This window comes from Lysobacter yangpyeongensis, assembly GCF_042655745.1.
GTDB lineage: Bacteria > Pseudomonadota > Gammaproteobacteria > Xanthomonadales > Xanthomonadaceae > Agrilutibacter > Agrilutibacter yangpyeongensis.
In genome coordinates this window covers 1-4,472 of sequence record NZ_JBHSNM010000014.1, presented here as the reverse complement: position 1 = coordinate 4,472, position 4,472 = coordinate 1, and the positions used below count along the sequence as shown (strand labels likewise).

The 4,472-nt window shown below is 57.2% G+C and carries 5 protein-coding genes; all 5 read left to right on the top strand.

What is annotated here, in order from left to right; genetic code table 11:
* The first annotated feature begins 655 nt into the window (after nt 1-655).
* The 5 genes from ACFPN1_RS16095 to ACFPN1_RS16280 all read left to right on the top strand — a co-directional run bounded on the left by ACFPN1_RS16095 (nt 656) and on the right by ACFPN1_RS16280 (nt 4,012).
* Nucleotides 656-1,201 carry a hypothetical protein gene (locus ACFPN1_RS16095; protein ID WP_386756233.1) on the top strand — a complete coding sequence of 182 codons (546 nt, stop codon included), beginning with the start codon at nt 656-658 and terminating at the stop codon, nt 1,199-1,201.
* 133 nt (nt 1,202-1,334) lie between these two features.
* Complete coding sequence (locus tag ACFPN1_RS16090) at nt 1,335-1,724, top strand: hypothetical protein (RefSeq protein ID WP_386756232.1); 390 nt, start codon at nt 1,335-1,337, stop codon at nt 1,722-1,724.
* A 75-nt stretch (nt 1,725-1,799) separates the two neighbouring features.
* On the top strand, nt 1,800-2,288 hold the full coding sequence (locus ACFPN1_RS16085) for a hypothetical protein (RefSeq protein WP_386756231.1): 489 nt from the start codon (nt 1,800-1,802) through the stop codon (nt 2,286-2,288).
* 57 nt (nt 2,289-2,345) lie between these two features.
* Nucleotides 2,346-2,873, top strand: a complete 528-nt coding sequence (locus ACFPN1_RS16080; RefSeq protein ID WP_386756230.1) for a hypothetical protein — start codon at nt 2,346-2,348, stop codon at nt 2,871-2,873.
* A 734-nt stretch (nt 2,874-3,607) separates the two neighbouring features.
* Nucleotides 3,608-4,012 (top strand): hypothetical protein, encoded by a 405-nt coding sequence (locus tag ACFPN1_RS16280; RefSeq protein ID WP_465262157.1) that lies wholly within the window; start codon nt 3,608-3,610, stop codon nt 4,010-4,012.
* Nucleotides 4,013-4,472 lie beyond the last annotated feature (460 nt).

Here is a 4,472-nt window from a genome sequence, read left to right as displayed (position 1 = left end):
GTTCCTGGTCGTAATCTTGCTGGCCGTTGCACCTTCAATCTGGGCTGCCCTGCTTGGTCGCGGCGCAGCCTAACAATTCATTCAAGCCGAAGCCGCTTCGCGGCTCGGCTTAATTCAGGCGTTAGGCGGCAATGAAAACTCTCCCCGCACTCATAGTTTTGGTCTCACTTACGGTCGGGTGTTATAGCGCGCCGGTCCGTCAGACCTCCGAACTGCCAAACTCCTCTGGCGCCGCACCAAGCACTGTTACAGGAGCTTGGGAGTTCTCGGTCACTGGTGACAGGGGCTCCTACTTGTCCACCTTCGTGCTCACCGATGTACCTACTGAGACATGTCTTTCTGGCACCTGGTACCAAGCGCAACTGGTCTCAGCCAACGGCCCACAGGTCTCGCGCCCTGCCTATAGCTACGAGGCAGGGAGACTTGAGATTCTTCTATCCAGCGAGCTCTGTGATGCCTACGACTCCTTTACTGGCAAAGTCGCAGGCGCCCATTTCACCGGGGTCCACGTTTCGTATGGCCTTTTCGGCAGCACAGAGCACGGCAAAGTCACGGGCGCGCGTCGGCCATAGCCCCTTGCCGCCTAACAATTCATTCAAGCCGAAGCCGCTTCGCGGCTCGGCTTAATTCAGGCGTTAGCCGTCAGGGGGAAATCATGGCCAACGGGAGCGACCAACTGCAAGAAAAGGTGCTGGCCAGCGGGTTGATGACAATGGCCGCGGGAAAATCATCCGCCGTCATTGACAGCTTTGTCAGCTGGCTCATCGCAGGCGCCGGAGGCGCGATTGCGTTGGTGATTGGCAATCTGCCAGGGATCGGCCAGCACCTTGACGTCGCCGTAGTCTCTTGCGCTTCCATCATCTATTTGATCGCGGCAGGCCTGACCGTGGTGGAAAAGTTCTTGGCCGCTGTTGTTATGGGCGCAGCGGAGAGCGCGTCCCAAGCCAAAGACTTCATACGGGATCTACCGCCGGATGGAAACCTCGACATGGAGGTGGTTTTTCGCGAGTTCGAGAGCGCCACTTTCAGGCCAATGCGGTGGTTCATGTCCAAGTCTTTTGCAAAGGTTAGGAGCGGGGACTTCACTGCTTCCGCTAAGAACTTTGCTAGGTGCGCTCAGATTCAAGCATTCCTTGCACTGGCTGCAACTGGATTAGTCTTCTGGGCACTCGGCTTGATAATTTCCGGGCTGGACGGCTAACAATGCGTTCAAGCCGAACTCGTTTCGCTACGCAAACAACATGGCAGGAAAAGCTTGCCATGTTCTTTGCTCCGCTACACGAGTCGGCTTAACTTAAGCGTTAGGCCACTTTTCCCACCAACAAGGAGGTCCCATGAAAAAGCTATTCGCTGTCGCCCTGCTCGCCCTATCTTTCTCCGCCCTCGCCGATTCGGCCGCTCCGGTTGCGCCGGATGCCTGGATGGGCGCCCGTCCCAATGTCCAGATCACCGTGTCGCACGGGACCACACCTGACACCTACACAATCAACGCTGTTGTGTCTGATCTTCGCACTGGCAACGTGCTCGCCAAACCCGTCATGGTCGCTCGCGCCGGCACACCTGCTCGCGCAGAGATTGGCGGCGTCGGCGTCAAGGGCATGGTCTCGGTCGCGTTCACCGTCACGGTTGATTCGTCCGGTCAAACCGCTGCTTACTCCAGCGAGGTCCGAGACAACGCTGAGGTCGTTGCCTCCCAAAGCGCGACACTCGCCGTTGCCAAGTAAGTGGCCTAACAGTTCATTCAAGCCGAAGCCGCTTCGCGGCTCGGCTTAATTCAGGCGTTAGGCACCGGGTCAAACATGCTCGCGGCTCTCAAGGTACTTATCACCATCGCACTGCTGGGACTACTCTGCAGCGCGGCCATGCATGTCGCCGTCTTATTTGGTGCCAGCCCACCCAGCGAGTTCGCGCGCACTCTTCAGCTCGGTCTTATCCTTATTTTTCTCCCTGTTGCCATAATTACCTGGAAAATTAGATATACCGATGGCGATTGGCTGCAGTGGGAGTGGACTGCCGTCTATCGCGGTAGCCCTTGGTGGCTCAACGGTCTGTGCATCCTGCTGATCGTGTACATCTTCTTTAGCACTTCATCATTGCAACCTTTGCGCTACGCATCCGCGCTCTTGATGAGTCTCTACTGCATGGGGCTGTCGGTTTTTGTATCTGCCTATCGCCAGCACTGGCTCCTTATGGGGTTACGTTGCCCCAACGGGCACTGCGTTTCCCATGTAAACCGATTTTGCCCAGAGTGCGGCGCCTGCCTTCCCAAGAGCCCGGCCGGTGCCTAACAATTCATTCAAGCCGAAGCCGCTTCGCGGCTCGGCTTAATTCAGGCGTTAGCTGCCATGACAGATTCATCCGTGATCAAGCAACTAGAAGTAGCAGAGCGGCTGCAGTCGCAGTTTCGCTACTATTTCGTGGCGCTCGTTTTTACTCTGCTTGCCGCGTCCATCCAAACTGCAAAGTTTGGCTCGAGTAGCGTCCAGACCATTTCGGAGTTGGCTGGCTGGGTGTTATTCGCCATCTCTGGCTTGGTCGCACTCTCATACTTGGAGTGGGAGCCCCTGATCCGGGAGCAACTTGCACATCGCGATGGCTTCTCGCGGCAAGTGAATGAGGCTAAGACCGCAAAACTTCGTGGAGTTAGTGAAGTTCACGTACTCTCCTCGGGTGACACGCAGAGCCTTGATGATCGTATCTCTAACCTCGAGGACTCAGCGCGCAAGCTCTCCGCCGCAGCGGATCAGCGCCTAGGCATCGCTGGCGTTAAGTATGAAATATGGCGGTGGTCTTTTGTTCTCGCCCTAGCGGCAATATTGGTTGCCCGGGGCGGGGCCGCACTAGTCGGCGTTTTTGGTTACCGGCTGCTCTAGCTGGCAGCTAACAATTCATTCAAGCCGAAGCCGCTTCGCGGCTCGGCTTAATTCAGGCGTTAGCTGTCACTGGACACATCCATGGAAGCGATCTTGGAATCCGGCAATCGAGCGGTCATTTCGCCTGACGGCTCCATACTTTCGGTGTATGACCCATCGGGGACTCACTCTTTTAGCGTTCCAGCCCCGAAGCACGCTGCCTTCTATCAATTTTCGCGCCATGCAGTCCACGGGCAATGCCCTGTCGTCTCGTTTATGCCCGGCCATAGCGTCAATGGATGGTCAGACTGGTATTGCCGTGTAGTTGTTAGCCGCCAAACCATAGAGCTGCTCAATCCGTGGCGGTGACAGCTAACAATTCATTCAAGCCGAAGCCGCTTCGCGGCTCGGCTTAATTCAGGCGTTAGGCCGCAAGCAAGTCAAAAGCAGAAGGAGTGGTTTCAAGCGAGTGCCAGCATTTTTTGCTGCGCTCATTGGTCCTTCGGCGAGATTCTCGCGCGCGCCCAGGCAATCGGGTTTGCGCCCGTAGCTCCAACACACCCAGATCTCTCGGCCTCATTACGTGATTCCCGTGATGCGCTCAGGGCCCTCATAGCGCGCCCCGGCCGTTCTGGCTTCGGGCCGAAAAGCGGACAGTTGCCACAGCCCCAACCTTCCCGGCAACATCGGCGGCCTAACAATTCATTCAAGCCGAAGCCGCTTCGCAGCTCGGCTTAATTCAGGCGTTAGCCCCTATGAGAGCTCTCCTTCTCGCATTCGCAGCAATCATCTCCGGCTGCAGCTTGGACGTCGCGGAGAGGCACTACGCTAGCCTGGCCGCGGCCAATGGAGAGACCTGGCTACCTGTATCCGTCCTCCCGCGATCCACTCACGATATTGACGAGCGAAACAACCTTGACCTCAACGTCAGTTCTGGCGAGTTCCGTTTCTCCCCATCGGATGCAAAAGTGTTCTTCGATCGCCTTTCCCTTACCAAACCCAACAGGGTCCCATTTGCAGATTGGGAGGAAACTGTCGATGACCACATCGAGGATGGCGGCTCCGTTCGATACTATCGAGACGACGAGGGCTTTGATTGGGCGTTCTTTTGTGCCCCAAGCCAAGATCACTGCCAGTTCGACGGCTGGCTCCGCCGCTAGGGGCTAACAATTCATTCAAGCCGAAGCCGCTTCGCGGCTCGGCTTAATTCAGGCGTTATGCGCGGTGGAATAGAGGTTGCTTAAGCCTCCCGTGCACCCGGTCTTGTTCCGCGACTTGATTGGCTTGGCATCTGCGCCAAAAGCATCGCGTCTTCCAGCAACTCGCCGGCGCCGCGTGACCTCCTTTGCAGCCAAGAGGCGCCCCTCGCCTTCGGCCGGCCAAAGCTCGCCCGATTCCTTTCCAGGCCCCAAGGGGTGATTCTCGGGCCCCGATTGTCCTGGGCTAAGATCTCTCCAGCAGCCTCGTCCTCCGGCTCTCCTGGCTGCATAACCATTCATTCAAGCCGAAGCCGCTTCGCGGCTCGGCTTAATTCAGGCGTTATGCGCGGTGGGATAGAGGTTGTTCAAACCTATCGTGCACCCGGTCTTGTTCCGCGGCTTGAGTGGCTTGGCATCTGCG

Bases quoted from the DNA above. Each gene is read 5' to 3' on its own strand.
- ACFPN1_RS16095 (WP_386756233.1), top strand. From the start codon at position 656: ATGGCCAACGGGAGCGACCAACTGCAAGAAAAGGTGCTGGCCAGCGGG.
- ACFPN1_RS16090 (WP_386756232.1), top strand. From the start codon at position 1,335: ATGAAAAAGCTATTCGCTGTCGCCCTGCTCGCCCTATCTTTCTCCGCC.
- ACFPN1_RS16085 (WP_386756231.1), top strand. From the start codon at position 1,800: ATGCTCGCGGCTCTCAAGGTACTTATCACCATCGCACTGCTGGGACTA.
- ACFPN1_RS16080 (WP_386756230.1), top strand. From the start codon at position 2,346: ATGACAGATTCATCCGTGATCAAGCAACTAGAAGTAGCAGAGCGGCTG.
- ACFPN1_RS16280 (WP_465262157.1), top strand. From the start codon at position 3,608: ATGAGAGCTCTCCTTCTCGCATTCGCAGCAATCATCTCCGGCTGCAGC.